We start from the raw sequence: 19,115 nt of genomic DNA on the forward strand, positions 1-19,115 counted from the left end.
CGGTGCTTGTCGGAGCCGTATCAGAATATGTATGTTGGTCGCGCAGACAACGAGCGTGGTGTGAAACGTTTCGCTAAATCAAAACACGATAAGGAAGACAGTAGCGGTATTCGCTATATGGATGCCATTAGCACGGAAGCCTTTTTCTCTGGTAAAGAATGAGGAAATTGGCTTTGTGGGGAGTGATTGTGGAAAGCGGGATAGTCATTTGGGTGGATCTTCAAACCTCGCCTGCGACGGTGGATCTGTGCGCTCAAGTCAGTTTCTTTTCCGCAATCTTCAAAGTTCGCGGTGTTGACAAGGTTGCTGATGCAATTCGTGCACTTACACCTTGTGCTGTCCTGTTCGAGTACGACGATCCGAGTGAGGAACTCCTTGAACCACTTGAGAGTTTGGCTTCGGAATTTCCCGGAGCGCGATTCGTGATGATAACGCAAGAGCACTCGGAAAGTTTGGCCATATGGGCATTGCGAGCACGACTCTGGGACTATCTAGTCAAGCCGGTTGATCTTCTTTATCTGTTGTCCCGCGTTGACCTCCATCGAGAGCCCGGTACCGCTTCCGTGAAGGAGTATAAACGTAGACGGGTCCAGCAAGATATGACACCGAATCGGGGCAACGGCGGGACTTTAGTCGCGGGTCCCAGGCTCGTCAATGAGTCAAAGGCCGTACGATTGCAGAATCTATTGACCCCAGCACTGAGCTTTGTCAACGCCAATTATGCCGAGAAGGTAACGTTAGGAGTAGTCGCAAAACTGTGCGGTCTTGGACGTTACCAATTCAGTCGCGCATTCAAGCATGCGCACGGCACTACCTTTCGAAAGTTCTTGATCATTCACCGTATTCGAAAGGCGGAACAGATGCTTTGTTCCACCAATTTGTCTATTACTGAGGTTGCTTTTTCAGTTGGATTCAACGACCTTTCACATTTTGCGAAAATGTTTCGCCGACATACTGGTGCTCGGCCTTCTGAGTATTTGGAACGAAAAAGGAAGGAAACGCGAATGCATCTATCGCATCCACTGCCTGTCAAAACTGAGAATGGCGCAAAATTGTTGTAATGCAACTGCAAAAAAATCCTAGCGTTTGTTGAAATAAAGCGCTACAAATCCGTATCCCCACGACCAAGCATATATGGTTGCGGTTAGCCCATCAGCTATTGGACTCGATTTGTAAGAAGACGTGAACGCCACGTCAGCGGTTCAAAGCTAGGCTGGGCGGTTGGAGGAGTTCCGTTGAGACACAAAGAGATTTGTGAACACAGAACCAATCCTGTTTACGGGGCGCCGAAGAGAGCAGATAGAGCAGCGAAACGCCATGGCAACCTTATGCCGCCTCAATCGCGAATAGCCGCTTATCTCATTCTGGCTCCACTCCTTTTCACAGCCCAGAGTGTTTTTTCACAAATCGGACCCGCCTCTCCGATGCGAGATCCAACTGCCGTGGCTCTGCTCACGCAGGCTTTGAGTGCGGCGGGGGGCACCGCAATAATTAGCTCAGTTCGAGATTTCTCTGGGAGTGGAAGCATCACCTATTATTGGGCAGGCCAAGAAGTTGACGGCACTGCGACAATTCGCGCCTTGGGGAATTCAATGTTCCGAATGGACGCCCAGCTGCCCGATGGTTCGAGATCATGGGTGGCGACAGACACAGGAGGAACAATCAAAGAGTTCAACGGCACGACCACACCCATCCAATATTCAAACGCCGTGAATCTCGGAGGCTTGACATGTCCCTATTTCCGGATCGCCGCCGCTCTTACAAGCCCGTCATTCTCAATTATGTCCGCCGGTTCTACCACGGTAAATGGCGCACCAGGAATAGTGATTCAGGTGAAGCTGAATTTCTCATCAGCTGAAGACCCAACTGGGGAAGTGACGAAACTGAACACAGAGAGTTATGTTTTCAGTCCGCAAACGCTGGCACTCATCGAGACGACAAATACGTTGTGGTCCGATGATGGACGAATGCTGCCAATAACCCATGAGGTCGTGTTCTCAGACTTTCGGGTCATAAACGGAATTTTCGTGCCCTTTGCAATCTTGGAGAGAATCGGAGGCCAGGTGACATGGACCCTGCAGATGAACTCTCTGACTTTCAACACGGGACTTACGTCAGACATTTTCCAGTTGTAATCGGCCGTGCTCACCCTACGGCCTCCGTCGCATTGGGAGAATTCAATGACCTACGCCCCTCCTGTGATCGCACGCCGGACTTCTCGGCGCCTGGGTATCTTCTGCAGCATGCTTGCAATCGCCGTCGTGCCATTGGCAAAAGCGCAAGGTTACCTTACGGCAATCGGCAATTACAATTTTTCGCAACACGTTCCAGTCGAACTTGGGTACTACGACCCATCTACTGGAGACATGCATCTCGTAATCCCTCTTGGGTCTTGGCCGCAGCGTGGAGGCTCTGCCCTCGGTGCCGCGCTAGTCTATGACAGTCGTATTTGGTTCATAAACAATAACACTTGGCAGCCCACGAATATCCCCAACTCCTCAGGAGGTTGGCGATTTCAAACTGTACCTGTACACAGCGGTGGAAGTCCCACTCACAGCACGACTATTGCAAACTGCCCTGGAGGCAGCCCGGGGCAACGATATACGTACTACAACAACTTTGCTTGGTCTGACTCTACGGGCGAAGTACATGCATTCCCAATCCTCACGCAAAACGACCCTCTTGGTTGCAACGGAGGTTCAGGGTCCTCGGATACGGAATATGCAGGCGATGCGTCGGGTTATGTGATGTCCGTTACCAACTACACGACTGTATCAAGCATCTACGATGCGACAGGAGCGCTCGTCTATCCTAATTCGACTGCGTCGATTAAAGATCGAAATGGCAACTATTTTGCATGGAATGGAAGCGGTAACCCAACTGACACTACGGGTCGCACTTACGTGATAACCACAACCAATTGTAACGGCCACGCGAATCAAACTTGCTACGACGTATCCAATAGCCAGAATACCGGCACTGCCGGTACATCGCGTTTCATTGCAACGACAGAGTCGCTCTCGGTACAGACGCTGTTCCAACAAAGCGGTGTAACTGAATATAGTGGGACCGTCACGGTCCTTCAGAGTATTCAGCTACCAGATAACACGACCTATCAATTCACTTACGATAATGGTGGGCAGGGCACCTATGGTGAGCTGACCGGAATGACACTTCCACCAGGCGGAAGTATTACCTATAGTTATGGCACATATTTTGACATGTTCGGAAATCACAACCGATGGCTACAGTCGAAGACTTTTGGCAGCGCTGTGTGGCAATACAGCGCTGGGAATACCACGCAATGCGCCTCAGGTTATGCATATTGTCAAACTGTTACCGTCTTCAAACCCGACGGCAAAGCGATCGGATACACTTTCGGAAGTAATTTGGGATCCGCCGGATCCTGGCTAACCAACACCACATACTACAATGCCAATGGCAGCACGCAGAATCCGATTGTCTCAACATCCACTACTTGGACATCCACCTCGGCGCTAGGTGCAATGCCCGCAACTGAGACGACTCAGATGCTTGATGCTTCCTCGCCATATCCCACGACCACGGTTCATTATTCGTATACGGGCACAAATATACCACTCGTCTCGACAATCTCAGAATGGAATTACTACACGGGGAGTTTGCCAAGCACTCCAAGTAGGATCACTTCCTTTACCTACGGTTATTTCGGCAAAGCATTTTCGTACCAACAACCCACAACCGTTATAGTGACAGATGGTGCTGGTACACAAACATACCGAAAGACAAACATCACTTATGATGGCGGATCGCTTAACTCAAGAACTGGGATTGTCAATCACGACGATGCAAATTACGGCGTGAGCTTTACCAGCCGTGGAAATCCAACATCTATCGCCAAGCTGGTGTCAGGATCTAACTATTTGACTACTTCCACGTCATACGACATGACAGGGCAGCCTGTGTCAGCAACGGACGCATCCGGGCATACATCCTTGATGAGCTATGCTGACAATTATTACTCCGATGGCTCCTCTACACTGCCTTCGGCATATTCGCCTCCCACGCCGACAAACGCATACTTAACGAGCGTGACACTTCCTCTCAGTGGGACATTTGCTTACGGCTACTATTATGGCACCGGCCAGCAGGCGCTATTACAGGATCAGAACAGCGCTAAGACCTACCTTCATTATTACGATTCGCTGAACCGGGCCACAGAAGTTATCTCGCCCATCAGTGGATGGACTCTTTGGCAGTATCAAAGTGGGAGTGAAACGCAAGTAGATACCTATGCAGGGATCAGTGACACCAGCCCATCTGCAACTTGCGTGAGTTGCAGACATGATCGTCTCAACAGTGACGGCCTTGGAAGAGCCATTTCCAGCGTGCTCATGAGTGATCCAGACGGGAGTACGACTTCGACGATGTCCTTCGATGGCAATAGTCGTTTGATGACTTCAAGCAACCCCTATCGTAGTACCTCCGATCCGACGTACGGTTCGGATACCACCGCATACGATGGCTTTGATAGGGTTGTCAGCACGACGCACGCAGACACTACCTCAGTTAAGACGTTCCTCGGTGCCGCGGTCGGCTCGAACGGAGGCCAGAGCAGCCAACTGTGCGCCCAATCCACGTATGGAGTCGGTTATCCTGTCCTGACAATTGACGAAGCCAGTAGAAAGCGTCAATTCTGGAATGATGCCTTCGGCAGAACGATCGAGACCGATGAGTCGAATTCCTCTGGCGCTCTAACGGTGAATACTTGCTATGGATATGACCCAGCAGATGATTTAACTTCTGTCGCTCCACTAGGCGCCACGGCGAGGACGTACTTGTATGATCTCATCGGGAGGATCACGCAGGCAATTGATCCCGAAAGCGGAACCGTCAATTACTACTATACTAATTCTAGTGGCGGAGTCTGTAGCGGCAATGCGGCATCCGTGTGCCGTCGAACCGACGCGCGCGGTATTACCGCAACGTATTCTTATGATGCCGAGTCACGACTAGGCTCGATGTCCTACTCCGATGGTACAACTCCAACTATTAATTACTATTATGATCAAGTCTCTTACAACGGCCTAACAATTCTGAACGGCAAAGGGAGGCGCACCGGGATGAGTGACGGCAGTGGACAGTCGGCGTGGAGCTTCGATGCTGCGGGAGACGTCATCTCTCAGCGGCAGACGATCTCGGGCATTACGAATACCGTTAACTATTCCTATAACCCAGATGGTTCCCCAGCTTCTATCACATATCCTAGTGGCAGAACAATTACGTATGCCTATGGAAATGCCGGTCGAGCGACTTCCGCTATCGACACCGTAAACGGAATCAACTACGCTACTCAAGCGACGTACTCGCCGATAGGAGCGCCTGCCTCAGTTCTACATGGGCACTCCAACACATTTGGTGGAATCACGGAGAGCAATGCATACAACAGTCGGATTGAGATCACTGGAACAGCAGCTACATCATCAAACGGCACCGCTTTCAGCCTTACGGAAGGTTATGTTCAGCCGACGGGCAACAATTTGACCCTTGCGTCTGAGACAAATAATCTCGACAACGGCAGAAATCTGAGCACATCGTATGATTTTCTGAACCGCGTATCGAGTGCTCAGACACAGGCTACAAGCGGAGCTGATTGTTGGGGGCTCACATTCGGTGATGACGCGCTTGGCAATTTGCTCTCAGAAACTGTGTCAAAGTGTAGTGCATATGCTCTAAGCGTATCCGTCAATAACAAGAACCAAATAACCGGTTATAGTTATGATGCCTCCGGAGATCTGACCGGCGACGGTCTTTATGGCTATTCATATAACGCCATGGGGCAGCTCACTAGCGCAGCTGGAGTCAACTATAGTTATGACGGGAGCGGGGCGCGGGTGTCTAAGAGTAGCGGTACGCTGTTTTGGAGATCTGCGAGCGGGCGCACGCTGACTGAGACCGACTTGGCAGGCAATCTCAAGAACGAGTACGTGTATTTTGGCGGCCACCAGATCGCACTTCGAAATAGCTCAGGCAGCATTTACTATTACTTCTTAGATCATCTCGGAAGCACCCGAGTGATTACAGATTCTCTAGGGAACCAGTGCTACGACACAGACTTTTATCCATACGGAGTCGAAGTGGGGCCTTTCAAGAATTCATGTCCTCAGAATTTCAAATTCACAGGATATGAGCGAGATGCGGAAACGGGGCTCGATTATGCCTTTGGGCGCTACTACAACTCTCGCATAGGTCGATTCATGAGCTCCGACCCGGATAGTGGAAGCTCAAATGCGGGTGACCCGCAATCATGGAATCGCTATACCTATGTCGAAAATAATCCCCTCACTTTCACGGACCCTGATGGCTTGTCGTGCACGGAATATTCTTTGGGGGTCGATGATCACAAAGGCAAGTTTGACAAGATAATACCAGCCGAAGCGTCGATTTATCCGTATGACAAGATGGGTAAGTTGGGTGGGATACTGAGCGCCGGCTTCGGGAAGGGCGGCGACGACGCTGCTCTCACAACGCTGTTGAGCCAGCCAGAACCTGGAGGATACGATCTTGTTGTTTACAGTGGTTCTGCGCAGACACTAAAGACAGTTCTTAAAAAACATCCTGAACTCTCTAAAAACATCGCTTCGGTGACATATTTGTCGCCTGGTATCAATATTTCGGGCGCGGGAGGAATGTACTTGGGCAATAATGGCGTTGCATTTAAAGCAAGCGGCCTTCTGGATTGGTTTGCTACGATGGGGGCGCGGAGCGCGGGAGTACAATTGCTGGCGACAAAGCCGGAGCCAGGAATGAAAACCACTCATGACTTCGCTAGCGAGATGACCGACCCCGCTGTAAGGCAGCGGCTCGCAACCTTTCCAGGAAGTAAAGGTCCTTGCCCCTCGCGACATCCCAGCGGCGAAGGGTCGGATGGGGGATCGCTTCCCGTTACCGGAGTTTGGTACGGCAACCAGCCGGAGTACGATGACGAAGAAGGCGGGGCATTCGTCGGTAACTCCGATTGGTATGTCGTGTGGTTCTACAATTATCCCGCCCCGCGGGCAGTGTTGTAGTTTGCTCGTGTCGGCTTCGAACTGGCTGTGCCTCGGCGACTGTACCCAATGCAGTCAAAGGAAGAGTGAAATGATCCATATTTCAACGGCTTAGTGCAAAAGGAGCTTTACGTTTGTCGGCGTTTTTCGAAAGGCATTTTCAAACTTTCAGCTTCTTCGCGGACGTCCAGCTAAACTCCCGATAGGACTCGATGTGACAGCTTCTGGGATGGACTAACGAAGGAAGTTTCATTATGCGTTGGGAAACTAGACCTATCTTTCGCATCAGTTTCAGCGTAATGAGCTTGTTCTTTGGATTTTGTGCCCCTCTTCCTCAGGCGACCCTAGAAGCACAACAACCGCGCCTGACGGTATCGCTGACCAGGTACGGATGGGCGCCCCAAAAAAGCGATTCTGATCGGATATTTTTTCGTGACTTCAGTGTTAACAAGCTTGTGGCGCTCGATCTGGGCACGAAGCTCGTCTTCGTGAGCGAAGACGTTCTAGTTGTATATTCAACTGTCCAGAAAGGGTCTGATTGGCGTACGGCGTCTCGCCAGTTGGAGGCATATTTTATCAGGGCCAGTGATGGAACCCTCTTAACAAAGAAAACATGGCCCTCGACAATTCGCAAAGATTTATCTGACGCAGACTCTGAGAGTCGGATCATCGCACTCGAAAACGGGCGCTTTCTGGTCGATGCAGATGGAAGGCTCTTGCTTTACGGAAGCAATCTTTCGTTGATCAGGGAACTGAAACTCGAACCGTTTGGACCGACAGAGCTTTGGGGCGTTCAAAGCGTTGCGAGCGGCCGGGAGATCTTTCTCCGACACGAATCAGCGGTCTTTTCTGATACCAATCTTCGCGCCGTGAATTACGAGTGGCGCGACGCGACAACCTTCAGACTAATCACCTCAGTTATCGGTGACGTGGATCAAGGAATGGGCGTACGGGGTGCGGAGGATGGCGCCTTTATTGCTTGGAGTTCGCCCAGCTACAGTATTTTCAGGCCAAACCAGCCTCCAGACAAGATATGTAGTAATCCGATTTGTAATCGAGTTACTATCAACGCTGTAGTTTCTTCTAATTACCTTGTGGTTTCGTCTTTTTTGGATGGGATCGGCGTAGTCGATCGTCAGAAAGGTCTTTTGTGGTTTGATACTCCGTCAGTTGAAGGGTCGCACAAGCTCGCATTTGGAAGTGTCGTGGCGGCAAGCACTGGAAACAGATTTGCGATCTGGATAAGTGCAAGTAAGAAGTGTACCTTTGATTCGGTCTTGATAAGATCATCTGCACTATTTCTATTCGACATCAACAATCCGAGACATATTTTCGAAATCCCGGAGCATCCGGGAGGGGGCGAATTCGCCCTCTCCCCTCGTGGAAAGCAGCTCGCGACATTTGATGACCAAGGGCTTCACTTCTACGACGTCTTGTAGAATTTGAACTTCGATTTCAAGTTGAGTGTTCGACAGGCCAGAAAATATTTCGTCGCGTAATGCTTGCATGATTAAAGTTGGTCTTATCGACCCCAGTCGAACTTCATCGATGGAGAACACCTCGATCCGATTGCCTTGATATATAGAGTCCCCGTGGCGTGCCCTGCAACGAACGGCATGATCCCGAACCGTATGTTTCCGTCGGAATCCGCCATGGTCTGGATCGCATGTCTTTCTTCATATGAACTAGAATCAACGGTGATGTTGGTATTTGGATCGTATCCACTCCCAATCAAATAGGCGGCTTCGAAGCGTGGCGTAAGGCGTTCTACGCTAAGCGTGCAAGCTTTATCCTTGGCAGTAATCGGATTCGGGACAATGACAACAGTTACCCTCAGATCCGAGGCTACGAGCGCCAGCCGGTTTGGCTCACCTTTTTCAGATCTAAAGGCGAAATCAACGACACCGTGATTATCTGGCGAGGGATCGTCGCATTCGTCTTGCAGCCGCCCGGAGCACATGAGCATCCCGTCTTTCCCGATGCTTACACCCTCAAGGAGAACATATGGCATTCGGCGATCAATCGGCCAAGTTAAAACAGTGTAAACGCGGTCGGTAGGAAGCCCTGAAACATAGAGGTTGTATCGCACGAGAGATTCCTCACGCCCGACCTCCTTAACGCGAATTGAGGCGCCAGGAGTCGATACTTCCGATGTCCAAGCTTCGCGCTGCTTGATCAGTTCCTGGATGAGTTTGGACCCAAGAGCTTCAACTTCATCCTGGCCAAAACCATTTGCCGAGCCATAAGCGACAGCGAATACCAATATTGCCATTTGCTTAAGTAGGGGTTTCACATTGCACGGAATTGTATCATTTGAATCTGTAACTAGAACAAGAATTAACCTGTCGACTCAAGCCAAAGAGATATCCCTGAGGCTATGAACTGCCCGGATTGGGCAAGAAAGCCATCAAATCTCACGCGAAACGCGTAAAGGCATTCTATCTGGCTGTGCACCCTGTTCCGAAGGGCGTGCTACTCGGCGCATCGGCGAAATGTCGTGCCTGTGCTTGGTTCGGCATCCCAAACTCCACAGCATGGATCCCGGCCGATTCCTCACGGCAGCACATGGCTCCGGATGCGCACGCGCAGTTCGGTGCAACGGGCAGCAATTCACACTTTTCCGCCCTTCGCATTCGCAAGACCCCTCCGTATCACTAACAAACTTCTCATGAATATTTTAACTACGTACAGCAAGTCTTGTATTTTGAATGGTGAGCCCGGTGCGGCTCGAACGCACGACCCACGCCTTAAAAGTCCTATGCAACACATGTGGTGCATGTTTAAACTGACTAAAGATATGGTAAAGTCAGATGGAATATGCACCATCAGAGGAGGCGCGATGGGAACCCAACCGAGAAAAACGCGCGGACTGTTCGAGCGCCCGCCCGGCTCTGGCATATGGTGGATCAACTATTACGTCAAAGGGAAGCAGCACCGCGAGAAAGTCGGTCGCAGGTCCGACGCGATAGCTCTTTATCAGAAGCGCAAGGCTGATGCGCGACTCGGTGTGAAGTTGCCTGAGCTCCAGCCGCGGAAGACGACGACATTTGGCGAGCTAGCATTGGCCGCTGTGGACTACGCTAAAGCTCACCTCAGAACTTGGGCCGATTACGACTGGAAGGAACGTGCGCTGCGGGAGGAGTTTGGCTCCCGGTCGGCCGCAGAGATCACGCCTCAGGAAATCGACCGCTTTCTGACAGGTCGCTGCAAAACGCCGGCAACCGCGAATCGGTTCCGCGCTTTCTTCTCGCTGTGCTACCGGCTCGGGATGGAGAACGGACGGGTCTCTGCGAACCCGGCGAGACTCGTTCGGATGCGCAGGGAAAATAACGCTCGGCTCCGTTTTCTTAGCAGGGACGAATACAAGGAGCTTTCAAACATCATCCTTCGCCACTTTCCCGAACAGCACTCAGCTTTTGTTGTGAGCGTCTATACAGGAATGCGCTGGGGTGAACAATTCTCCCTCACTTGGACCCAAGTGGACATGAGGCGGAAGATCATTCGGTTGACGCAGACGAAAAATGGGTCTGCACGAAACGTCCCGCTTAACAGCACCGCCCTCGATGCTCTTAGGGCACAACAGGCAATCGTTCCGCACAAGCTCACAGACCAGGTATTCCCAGAGGCAGGGGACTACTGCCGGTTCTGGTTCGAGCCTTCTATCAAGGATGCTGGCATCACTGGATACACGTGGCACTGTAACCGGCACACGTTCTGCTCGTGGCTCGCAATGGCTGGCGTGTCGCTCAAGGAGATTCAGACTTTGGCGGGTCATAAGACGATCACCATGGCTGCCCGCTATGCCCACTTGTCGCCAGACGCTGCTGCTTCTGCATCCGAGCGCATGGTGATGCACCCCTCTGTATGACCAAACAGGCACCAAAACAGGCATCATCCGAAAAGAGGCAGCCTGCAGCCACTCCTTTGGGTAGTCTACAACTATCTTATTTTCTTTGTTTAAGTGGTGCGCCCGGAGAGATTCGAACTCCCGACCTACTGATTCGTAGTCAGTCGCTCTATCCAGCTGAGCTACGGGCGCACACGTATGGCTTCGATCGAAACCTTCATAAGATTATCAGGCTTCTGCGACCGGCGCAATTCCCGTCTTACGCCGCAGGCGCCGGTTCCGGAGCAGGGGAGGGAAGCGCAACCTGCACCTCCTCAATAACCTGCAACCCGGCCTGCCTCACCAGTTGCATTACCGCAGCCGCGTTCAGCCGCGTCGCGTCGTACTCCACCCGCAACGTACCCGCCTCGCGATCAAAGCAGAGCCGGCGAATCCCATAAACTTCGCGCGTATTCGCCAGGGCAAATGCGACAGCTTCCGTGGGAGCCGCGGCATAGCGAAACACAATCTCCACTGTCGTCATGCCAGAAGAATACCAGTTTCGCCTAGCAGACCGCCCTGATCCTCATCACGCCGTGGCCTTTCTAGTCCATCCAGATTCAGATCGATCATCGGCGGGTACTGCGAGCGGGAAGTAGCATTCAAATGTTGCCGTTAATGGTTGCCACCCAGTCTGTGCCTACAGTAGGTTCGACCTATGAGCGAAAAATTGGCCGTCATCTTCTCCGATCGTCGGGCCCTGAAGTTGTTCCTGAAGACGATAGGCAAGGCTATTCTCGATCAGTATCAAGCGGTAAAAGTTGCTTTCCTTCGATCGATCGGCGTCATCGACTTCCCGGTCCCGCCAAATTCGAGGATGCGCGGAACCTCATCCAACACCATTCGTCACTACTACGAATCGGGCCTCACTACCACGTTGCCCATCATCACTGCGGCATACATTGAAGGATTGGATCTGCGAGCCACCGCCGAGGTGCTCGATTTTGGATGCGGCGTTGGACGTCAGCTTCTCCACCTCGAAAGAAACTTTCCCGGCCTCACGATTCACGCTTGCGACGTGAACGATCGTTCCATCGAATTTGTGCGCAACGCTTATCCGCGTGTGGAGTCATACACCAGCGCATTCTCTCCGCCGCTGAAATATCCCGACCGCAAATTCGATCTCATTTATTCGGTGTCGATCTTCTCGCATCTCAATATCCGCGACCACGCCTTATGGCTGCACGAACTCGGAAGAGTCACTCGCCCCGGCGGTCTCTGCTGTCTCACAATTCTGGGAACACACGCCCGTACCCTTCGGTCAAAACCTTCCCCCGGCAATGCACCCGGCTATGTCCCCCCGGAAGTTAAAGCGCTTCAGGAACAAGGCTACTTGTACGAAAGCAACTTCGGCGGAAAGCCAAAACCCGAATACATGAAAGCCGTGGAGCGGATCTGGAGTGTCGGCAGTAACCTCATCGGCATCGACGAAGACTACGGTCGCACCTACTATTCCGAGAAATACGTGCGAGATAACTGGAACAATGAAAGCTTTGAATTCCGCCAATACATCCCCGGCATCATCGACACCCTCCAAGACCTGGTCGTGCTGAAAAAAAGATAGGCGCTCGAGCAACCGAAATGCCCTCAGAAAAATCGAAGCCCACCTAACTCGGCTGAAACTTTGTGGAGTACGGCTGCCAGTGAACTGCCCTAGCCCCGGCGAAGCGACTCAGCAGCACGAAGCGCCAGCCCATGCGCAACCGAAGTAAATTCATTTCCTCCGCGAATTCGATCTGCACCAAAGCGGCTCTCGAAAATCTGCCGCACCGCTGGCACAAAAGAGGAGCCGCCCGTAAGAAACACGCGATCTATTTCGCTCGGCTTAATTCCTGAACTCTGCAGCAGAGTGTCAACCGCACTTTCAATCGCCGCAAGCTCTTCCTGAATCCATGATTCGAACTTCGTCCGCGTCACCGGAATCCGCAGATCCATTCCCGCTCCCCGAAACCGAAATTCGGCATTGTCCAATCGCGAAAGCGCAAACTTTAGCTCTTGGACTGCCTGGTGCAACTGGTAACCCAGATCCTCTTCCACAATCGCAATTAGCGCTTCAATCTTCTCCGGCTCCAGTGCTCGAATCCGGGCGCTCCTAAGAATCTCTCGCACATTGTTTGTGCGCAGAAATGACAGGTAGTGCCACCGCTCCAGGTTCGCGTAGATCCACGCAGGAACCGCGGGCAGAAGCTTGTTGAGGGATCGCGCTTCAGAGTCCGATCCTAGCGCCGGAGAAACCAGCTTGCGAATTATTCGCGCATCAAAAGCATCGCCCGCCAGTCCAACTCCGCTGTTTCCCAGCAGGTCTTCAGGCTTTCGCCCGCGCCGCCGCACCTCCGGGCCCACCCGCAGCAACGAGAAGTCGCTGGTGCCACCGCCGAAGTCGCCAATAAGGATCAGTTCATCGTGGTCAAGCGTTGACTCGTAAGTGTATGCAGCCGCCACCGGCTCCATTTCAAAATCCACGTGCTCAAATCCTGCCAGCGCAAAAGCCGCGCGCAAGCGGGCAACAGAAAACTCCTGGTCCTCATCCGTCTCCGCCCCAACAAAGCGAACCGGCCGCCCCACCATCGCGTAGCGAATCTGTTTTCCGAATTGGTTAACTGTATGCTTGCGAAGATCGCTGAGCATCCGCGAAATTAGCTCTTCTAGTTTATAGCGCCGACCAAAAACTTCGGTCCCTGTAAGTGTGCGGCTGGAGAGGTGAGATTTGAGCGACTGCACCAGGCGCCCCTTCTCATCCGTCTGCAGATAGTGCTCAATCGCAGCCGGTCCGGTCAGTGAATGGGCGCGTTTATGCCCCTCACTGGTCTTGTACTGCTCAAAATACAAAACCGAGCGGAACGACTGTGTCTCTATTCCAGCCAACGGAAAAGATGCAAGCTTCACTTGCGCGTCCGCACCGGCAATTGCCACCGAGCTGTTCGTAGTTCCAAAATCAAATCCAACAGCCAGATGTCGCTCATCAGCAGTCCACATATACCCCATTATTTCGTACCGGCGAAGACCGCCATACTTGGGCCCCGTTCCGCTCGCTGCCGCTCAGCCGGCACTGATATCTGTGCCTCATTCGTGCCCAGTTTCTGCGCATGGGGGATTTACTTTCAGATTGCCGTATTCAGGTTTCGGCCGGAGCAGGATTGGAATATTGCGGTCAGTATCCTTCCAAGCCGTAAATCCCCCTCGGTCGCTTTAGCCTTCGTCCTGCCTCCCGACACAGATGCGAAGACGACCTTTTACAGGCTGTTGAGGTAGTTGCGAATCTCCGGATTAGACCAATCCGGATCACCTACAATCTTCCGGCGAATCACGCCCTGCCGATCGATGATGTAGGTCTCAGGCCAACCTTCGGTTCCGTACAGCTTGGCGACGGTCTGATCCGGATCGCGCACCGTCGAAACATCCACGTGGTAGCGATTGATGAACCGGCGATACGATCCCGGGTCCGAGTCAATGCTCACCGCAAGAATAGCCAAGTCGGGCCGGTCATGGTGCAGTTGTTCCAGCGCCGGCGTCTCCTGAATGCACGGCGGGCACTGGCTCCACCAGAAGTTCAGCAGCACAACCTTGCCGCGGTAGTTTGCCAGGCGAATTGTGTTCTCGCCGTCGCTGACTGTAAAGTCCGGGGCGACCTTGTCCGCATTGGCCGGGCGTGCCCCGCGATCGCAGCCGCACGCAAGCGTCAGCGAAAGAAGGGAACCGTAAGCGATGAAACCAGGAAACCTCACATCCTTATAATACGTAGCGACAGCTACTCAATGAAAGGCTCGGAAACAATGGCGGACAAATCGGATATAGCGGAACAAGGCGGCCGACTATTCAAGCCCGTCCTCGGACTGTCCGACGAACCTTGCGAGCCCCTCGCCATTCCCACCCGTACTGGCACCGTCTACGACCAGCCCGAACCGGAACAGCTGATCGAACTCACCGTCATCATCCCCGCCCGCAACGAAGAGCAGAATCTCTCCGCGTGTCTGGAATCTCTTGTCGCCCAATCGGAGAACATCTTCAAGCTTGGGGTCGATTGGGAACTTATCGTTGTCGATGATCAGTCGACCGATCGCACGGCGGAGATCGCCCGCAGCTTCAGTGGTGTAACCGTCCTAGAAGCCGCTAAGCTCGAAAAAGGCTGGACAGGAAAGAACAACGCCATTTGGACCGCAGCTCGTAGAGCGAGTGGTCGCTGGCTTCTCTTCACGGATGCCGATACGATTCACGAGCCCGGCGATCTCCACCGCGCCATTCATGAGGCCACCCGCCACAAAGCCGGCGTGTTGAGTTATTCGCCCCGCCAGCTTGTGAGTGGCTTTGCACAGCGCACTCTCATGCCTCTCGTCTTTTCGGAGCTAGCCCTCGCATACCCGCCCGCGAAGGTCTCAGATCCTAACCAGCGCGTTGCTGCCGCCAACGGCCAGTTCTTCCTGGTTGAACGCGAGGCATATCGTCGAATGGGAGGCCACCCGTCCGTTGCTGACCGTGTTCTGGAAGATGTGGAATTAGCTTTCATCGCGAAGCGCCGTAAAATTGGCCTGCGCTTTCGCTATGCACCGGACGCCCTGAGCACGCGCATGTATCGCACAACCTCAGCCATGATAGAAGGATGGACGAAAAACCTCGCGCTTCTGTTTAATAATGCCCTGGCCACCTCGCTCTGGAAGATCCTCGACATCTTGCTCCTCGCAGGCTTGCCTCTGCTGGCAGCTCATCTCTGGAATGCCCGTTTCACCCTTCATTCCCTCGCCTGGCTGGGTGCGGGATGGGCCCTGCTTCTGCTCTGGCTTAGGACGCTATTCCGGTACTATGCCCGTGTGGCGAAATCGAACTTCCCCTTTGTCGATTGCGCCATCTCGCCTTTGGGATTACCTCTCTTCGCGGCCCTTCTCTATCGCAGTTGGTTCAAGCACCGCGTTTTGAAGCAGGTTAGTTGGAAGGGAAGGACCTATAAAGGCTGACAACGCATAAATCCCATTCGCTGAATCGCATAGCCTGTGACTGTTAACGTGTGTATTTGTAACCGTCAGCGTTTTGGGGCATCTATTTCAATGAGGGCCAAATGATCGAACTAACCCGCCGGGCTACTTTTTCCGCATCGCACTACTACTGGAACGACGCCTGGTCGCAGGAAAAAAATGTTGAGGTCTTTGGACGGTGTGCCCGCCGCAACGGTCACGGCCATAACTACACCCTAGAAGTCACCGTTTCTGGCAATCCAGATTCGGTCACCGGATTCGTGGTTGACCTTAAGTGGCTCAAAGACGTAATCGAAAACGAAGTGCTGGCTGCATACGATCATCGCCATCTAAATCTTGAGGTGCCGGAATTTGCGGATTCAAAGCTGATTCCAACCACTGAGAACATAGCTATTTCCGTATGGAAGCGTCTTGCGCCGGCGATCGAGAAAGCTGGCGCGGCGCGCCTTAGCCGCGTCCGAGTATACGAGACCCCCGACATCTTCGCGGAATACAGGGGAAAGTGATGCAAACCGCCTACTTTGGACGCCGCTACATGCTCAGTGCCAGCCATCGACTGCATTCCGACGCGCTGTCAGACGAGGCAAATCGAAAAACCTACGGCAAGTGCAACAACCCGCACGGTCACGGTCACAACTATGTAGTAGAGGTTATGGTCGGTGGCCCGGTGGACAGCAACACTGGCATGGTCGTGAATATGGCTACTCTCGATGAAGTGGTGCAAACATCCATTCTTCAGCGGTTTGACCACACCAATTTGAACCTCGATCCGCTCTTTGTGAATCAAGTGCCCACGACGGAGAATCTTTGTAGAGCAGTTTATACAGTATTGAGAGACGCGCTCCGCACCTGCAAGCTGGAGTATGTGCGCGTAGAAGAAACCGAGAACAATTTCTTTCAGTTCGAAGGGGATTGATCCGGAATGTTGATGAATGACGCTCAGTCCCCAGGGCGAAAGGAAAAAGGCAATGGCGCACCCGATTGCGGTCAGCAAATCAATTCGCAGGGCGGTAGAAAGTGATGCCGGACTCAGCGGCGTCAGCACGCAAGAGATGTATCGCGAGATCCTGAATCGCCTGGGGGAAGATCCCGAGCGCGATGGTTTGCAGCAGACGCCGTCTCGTGTCGAAAAGTCCATGGCTTTCCTCACCAAGGGATACACCGAAGATCCCGGCAAGATTCTGCGTGGCGCCATGTTCGACGTGGATTACGACGAGATGGTGATTGTGAAAGACATCGAAATGTTTTCGCTTTGCGAGCACCACATGCTGCCTTTCTTCGGGAAGGTGCATGTGGCCTATATTCCCAAAGGGAAGGTCATCGGACTCAGCAAGATTCCGCGCCTCGTCGAGGTATTTGCGCGCCGACTGCAGGTGCAGGAGCGTCTCACGCGTCAAATCGCCGACACCATCCAGGAAGCAATCAATCCGCAAGGTGTCGGAGTGGTCATCGAAGCTCGTCACCTGTGCATGATGATGCGCGGCATCGAGAAACAAAATTCATCCACCGTTACGTCGGCCATGGTGGGCTGCTTCCGCCAGAAGGAAACGCGTGCGGAGTTTCTCTCGCTCGTGCGTCCGGGCAACAGCGGATCAATGTGAAGTATTGCCTTAACTGTGAAAATGCGCCCAGTCGACTAAAGTAGTTGGGTGAATGGTCTTCTCGTAATTGACAAGCCCGGGGGCATCACCAGCCACGACGTGGTGAACCGGCTGCGCAGAATTACCGGCGAGCGCTCTATAGGACATCTGGGAACTCTCGATCCCATGGCGACGGGCGTTCTGCCATTGCTTCTGGGCAAATTTACGCGTCTTGCGCAGTATTTCTCTGCAACGGAAAAGAGCTATTCCGGCTCAATTCGATTCGGATATGCGACGGACACTTACGATGCTGACGGCGAGGTGTCGGGCGAACGGGTTTGTCCTTCCTTGACGCTCGAAGCGATTCGGTCCGCCGCATCGCGTTTCCAAGGCGAAATGGATCAGCTGCCGCCGCCATTTTCCGCGAAGAAAATCGCCGGCACTCCAGCTTACAAACTGGCACGCGCGGGAAAGCCTGTAGAACTCAAAACTGCTAAGATCTGTATCCGTTCATTCGAAATCACAGCGTTCGATGGCGACGAAGCTTCGTTCACGATGAGTGTAAGTGCCGGAGGCTATGTCCGCTCAGTAGCGCACGAACTAGGGCAGGACCTCAAGTGTGGCGCGCATCTCAGCAACTTGCGTCGAACCCAGGCCGGAGTTTTTACACTTGACGATGCGCAGAGATTGGAGGAGATGGAACCCTTCTCCGGTAACCTCGCCGGACTCGAAAATTATTGTATCCATCCTCGCAGCTTGTTAACCGACATGCCTTCAGTAGGTGGAGACGTCGTGTCTCTCGGCAGGCTTCGGAACGGCGCGCAGGCGAATCTTCCCGAGTTCTCGCAGGCGCCGCTGGTGAAGGTTTTTGCCGGCCAGAAAGAACTCGTCGGTATAGCGAGACGTGTTGCCGGAACGCTGTTTCAGCCCGTTGTGGTCATGGGCTAGCCGCGCCTGAGTTTTGGCTGTGCGGCGCGCGTCGATCTGATATTCGAAACTGCCTACTTATGCAATAAAGGCTTGAGGACTGGGAGGAGAGTAGAGGCGATAATCTCAGAACCCCTGGCCGTTGGGTGGATCCCGTCTTCCTGGATTGTACCTGGCACATTCACGAGATCTTTGTAGATCATCGGGATGAAAGCAGCATGATGTTTGGCCGCAAGATCACTGAATACCCTGTCGAATGTGCCGATGTAATCCTGCCCGTAATTTGGCGGAAGAGTTATACCAGCAAGCAAAATCCTGATGTGTGCCGCGTTGAGTGCGGTCAAGACTGCATCGAGATTTTTCCGTGTCTGTTCCAAGGGAAGGCCGCGCAGCCCGTCATTTCCACCAAATTCAACGATCACAACTGAGGGATGGGCCTTGATGACTGTTCCAACGTTGACGACCGCATCTTTTGTCGTTGCACCGCTGGTACCCATATTCGAAACTTTGTAGGAGTATCCGTTCTTGTCAAGATCCCGTTGCAGCGCATCGGGGAAGGACTGCCCAGGGTTAAGCCCATGGCCTGCGGTAATGCTATCGCCGTAGCAAATGAGCACGGGTCTGCTGGCGGCAACGAGCGGGGAAGTGCCGATCAGCAGACAAAACGAAACGAGAATCCTGCGCCAAACGTCCACATGTACAGTGTAATGTCGCAGAAGGGGAACGG

At 52.9% G+C, this 19,115-nt stretch carries 16 protein-coding genes and 1 tRNA gene; 11 read left to right on the forward strand and 6 right to left on the reverse strand.

Annotated elements, in window-relative coordinates:
- Window positions 1-158: 158 nt before the first annotated feature.
- From P8935_RS14375 to P8935_RS14390, 4 genes are all read left to right on the forward strand, one after another.
- Window positions 159-1,061 (forward strand): AraC family transcriptional regulator, encoded by a 903-nt coding sequence (locus tag P8935_RS14375; protein ID WP_348260989.1) that lies wholly within the window; start codon window positions 159-161, stop codon window positions 1,059-1,061.
- A 576-nt stretch (window positions 1,062-1,637) separates the two neighbouring features.
- The gene (locus P8935_RS14380) at window positions 1,638-2,135 is read left to right on the forward strand and encodes a hypothetical protein (RefSeq protein WP_348260990.1); all 498 of its coding nucleotides are present in this window, start codon (window positions 1,638-1,640) and stop codon (window positions 2,133-2,135) included.
- A gap of 45 nt (window positions 2,136-2,180) precedes the next feature.
- On the forward strand, window positions 2,181-7,049 hold the full coding sequence (locus P8935_RS14385) for an RHS repeat-associated core domain-containing protein (protein ID WP_348260991.1): 4,869 nt from the start codon (window positions 2,181-2,183) through the stop codon (window positions 7,047-7,049).
- Window positions 7,050-7,282: 233 nt separating this feature from the next.
- Window positions 7,283-8,467 (forward strand): hypothetical protein, encoded by a 1,185-nt coding sequence (locus tag P8935_RS14390; RefSeq protein WP_348260992.1) that lies wholly within the window; start codon window positions 7,283-7,285, stop codon window positions 8,465-8,467.
- Window positions 8,468-8,550: 83 nt separating this feature from the next.
- Here the strand turns inward: P8935_RS14390 and P8935_RS14395 are convergent, their stop codons facing one another.
- Complete coding sequence (locus P8935_RS14395; protein WP_348260993.1) at window positions 8,551-9,300, reverse strand: hypothetical protein; 750 nt, start codon at window positions 9,298-9,300, stop codon at window positions 8,551-8,553.
- Between the two features lie 567 nt (window positions 9,301-9,867).
- On the opposite strand from P8935_RS14395, the gene P8935_RS14400 reads away from it, so the two are divergent.
- Window positions 9,868-10,896: a site-specific integrase gene (locus tag P8935_RS14400; protein ID WP_348260994.1), complete on the forward strand. Its 1,029-nt coding sequence runs from the start codon at window positions 9,868-9,870 to the stop codon at window positions 10,894-10,896.
- Between the two features lie 94 nt (window positions 10,897-10,990).
- Here P8935_RS14400 and P8935_RS14405 read toward each other — a convergent pair.
- Window positions 10,991-11,067: transfer RNA gene (locus P8935_RS14405), tRNA-Arg, on the reverse strand.
- Between the two features lie 67 nt (window positions 11,068-11,134).
- Entirely contained in the window at window positions 11,135-11,398 is a 264-nt protein-coding gene (locus tag P8935_RS14410; protein ID WP_348260995.1) for a hypothetical protein, read from the reverse strand.
- 174 nt (window positions 11,399-11,572) lie between these two features.
- On the opposite strand from P8935_RS14410, the gene P8935_RS14415 reads away from it, so the two are divergent.
- Entirely contained in the window at window positions 11,573-12,478 is a 906-nt protein-coding gene (locus tag P8935_RS14415; RefSeq protein WP_348260996.1) for a class I SAM-dependent methyltransferase, read from the forward strand.
- 89 nt (window positions 12,479-12,567) lie between these two features.
- Here P8935_RS14415 and P8935_RS14420 read toward each other — a convergent pair whose 3' ends face one another.
- Window positions 12,568-13,890: an Hsp70 family protein gene (locus P8935_RS14420; RefSeq protein WP_348260997.1), complete on the reverse strand. Its 1,323-nt coding sequence runs from the start codon at window positions 13,888-13,890 to the stop codon at window positions 12,568-12,570.
- 257 nt (window positions 13,891-14,147) lie between these two features.
- Window positions 14,148-14,639, reverse strand: coding sequence for a TlpA disulfide reductase family protein (locus tag P8935_RS14425; RefSeq protein ID WP_348260998.1), 492 nt, complete (start codon window positions 14,637-14,639; stop codon window positions 14,148-14,150).
- A 48-nt stretch (window positions 14,640-14,687) separates the two neighbouring features.
- Between P8935_RS14425 and P8935_RS14430 the strand changes: the two genes are divergently transcribed.
- The 5 genes from P8935_RS14430 to truB all read left to right on the forward strand — a co-directional run bounded on the left by P8935_RS14430 (window position 14,688) and on the right by truB (window position 18,409).
- Window positions 14,688-15,863 (forward strand): glycosyltransferase family 2 protein, encoded by a 1,176-nt coding sequence (locus P8935_RS14430; protein WP_348260999.1) that lies wholly within the window; start codon window positions 14,688-14,690, stop codon window positions 15,861-15,863.
- 101 nt (window positions 15,864-15,964) lie between these two features.
- Window positions 15,965-16,387 carry a 6-carboxytetrahydropterin synthase gene (locus P8935_RS14435; protein ID WP_348261000.1) on the forward strand — a complete coding sequence of 141 codons (423 nt, stop codon included), beginning with the start codon at window positions 15,965-15,967 and terminating at the stop codon, window positions 16,385-16,387.
- Window positions 16,387-16,797, forward strand: coding sequence for a 6-carboxytetrahydropterin synthase (locus P8935_RS14440; protein ID WP_348261001.1), 411 nt, complete (start codon window positions 16,387-16,389; stop codon window positions 16,795-16,797). Before P8935_RS14435 ends, P8935_RS14440 begins: the two co-directional genes overlap by 1 nt.
- Before the next feature lie 136 nt (window positions 16,798-16,933).
- Window positions 16,934-17,482 carry a GTP cyclohydrolase I FolE gene (folE, locus tag P8935_RS14445; RefSeq protein ID WP_348265336.1) on the forward strand — a complete coding sequence of 183 codons (549 nt, stop codon included), beginning with the start codon at window positions 16,934-16,936 and terminating at the stop codon, window positions 17,480-17,482.
- Window positions 17,483-17,530: 48 nt separating this feature from the next.
- Window positions 17,531-18,409, forward strand: a complete 879-nt coding sequence (gene truB / locus P8935_RS14450; RefSeq protein ID WP_348261002.1) for a tRNA pseudouridine(55) synthase TruB — start codon at window positions 17,531-17,533, stop codon at window positions 18,407-18,409.
- A gap of 53 nt (window positions 18,410-18,462) precedes the next feature.
- Here the strand turns inward: truB and P8935_RS14455 are convergent, their stop codons facing one another.
- Window positions 18,463-19,005 carry an arylesterase gene (locus P8935_RS14455; protein ID WP_348261003.1) on the reverse strand — a complete coding sequence of 181 codons (543 nt, stop codon included), beginning with the start codon at window positions 19,003-19,005 and terminating at the stop codon, window positions 18,463-18,465.
- Between the last annotated feature and the right edge of the window lie 110 nt (window positions 19,006-19,115).

It is taken from the genome of Telmatobacter sp. DSM 110680, assembly GCF_039994875.1.
Classification (GTDB): Bacteria; Acidobacteriota; Terriglobia; order Terriglobales; family Acidobacteriaceae; genus Telmatobacter.

Bases quoted from the DNA above. Each gene is read 5' to 3' on its own strand.
- P8935_RS14375 (WP_348260989.1), top strand. From the start codon at position 159: ATGAGGAAATTGGCTTTGTGGGGAGTGATTGTGGAAAGCGGGATAGTC.
- P8935_RS14395 (WP_348260993.1), bottom strand. From the start codon at position 9,300: ATGGCAATATTGGTATTCGCTGTCGCTTATGGCTCGGCAAATGGTTTT.
- P8935_RS14385 (WP_348260991.1), top strand. From the start codon at position 2,181: ATGACCTACGCCCCTCCTGTGATCGCACGCCGGACTTCTCGGCGCCTG.
- P8935_RS14435 (WP_348261000.1), top strand. From the start codon at position 15,965: ATGATCGAACTAACCCGCCGGGCTACTTTTTCCGCATCGCACTACTAC.
- folE (WP_348265336.1), top strand. From the start codon at position 16,934: ATGTATCGCGAGATCCTGAATCGCCTGGGGGAAGATCCCGAGCGCGAT.
- P8935_RS14410 (WP_348260995.1), bottom strand. From the start codon at position 11,398: ATGACGACAGTGGAGATTGTGTTTCGCTATGCCGCGGCTCCCACGGAA.
- P8935_RS14440 (WP_348261001.1), top strand. From the start codon at position 16,387: ATGCAAACCGCCTACTTTGGACGCCGCTACATGCTCAGTGCCAGCCAT.
- P8935_RS14430 (WP_348260999.1), top strand. From the start codon at position 14,688: ATGGCGGACAAATCGGATATAGCGGAACAAGGCGGCCGACTATTCAAG.
- P8935_RS14415 (WP_348260996.1), top strand. From the start codon at position 11,573: ATGAGCGAAAAATTGGCCGTCATCTTCTCCGATCGTCGGGCCCTGAAG.
- P8935_RS14400 (WP_348260994.1), top strand. From the start codon at position 9,868: ATGGGAACCCAACCGAGAAAAACGCGCGGACTGTTCGAGCGCCCGCCC.
- P8935_RS14420 (WP_348260997.1), bottom strand. From the start codon at position 13,890: ATGTGGACTGCTGATGAGCGACATCTGGCTGTTGGATTTGATTTTGGA.
- P8935_RS14390 (WP_348260992.1), top strand. From the start codon at position 7,283: ATGCGTTGGGAAACTAGACCTATCTTTCGCATCAGTTTCAGCGTAATG.